The organism is Novosphingobium huizhouense, from assembly GCF_020179475.1.
Lineage (GTDB): Bacteria > Pseudomonadota > Alphaproteobacteria > Sphingomonadales > Sphingomonadaceae > Novosphingobium > Novosphingobium huizhouense.
Genome location: NZ_JAILXZ010000018.1, coordinates 1 through 325, shown reverse-complemented (window position 1 = coordinate 325; position 325 = coordinate 1). Strand labels below are relative to the sequence as shown.

Below are 325 nucleotides of genomic sequence, written 5' to 3'. Positions count from 1 at the left end.
CGCGAGGAACTGGCGAGCGCCCTGGCGCGCGCCGCCGCGGGCAAGGGCGATCCGCCGCGCGGACTGGGCGGGCGCAAGGGTCGGTCGGGGGGCAAGGCGCCCGGCAAGAGCCAGGGGCGGGGCAAGTGAAGCGGCTGCTGATCCTGGTGGCGAAGGCCTGGCAGATGGGCCCTTCGCGGGTGCTGCCGCCCTCGTGCCGCTATGTGCCCTCGTGCTCGCAGTACGCGATCGAGGCGCTCGACAAGCACGGTGCGATTAAGGGTGGCTGGCTTGCCGTGAAGCGGCTATTGCGCTGCCACCCCTGGGGCGGCCACGGCTATGATCC

1 protein-coding gene is annotated in these 325 nt (G+C 72.6%); it reads left to right on the top strand.

Features of this window, described 5'->3' with window-relative positions:
• Positions 1 to 164: 164 nt before the first annotated feature.
• A partial coding sequence (gene yidD / locus K3A85_RS17795) for a membrane protein insertion efficiency factor YidD (RefSeq protein ID WP_263624938.1) occupies positions 165 to 325 on the top strand: 161 nt, incomplete at its 3' end.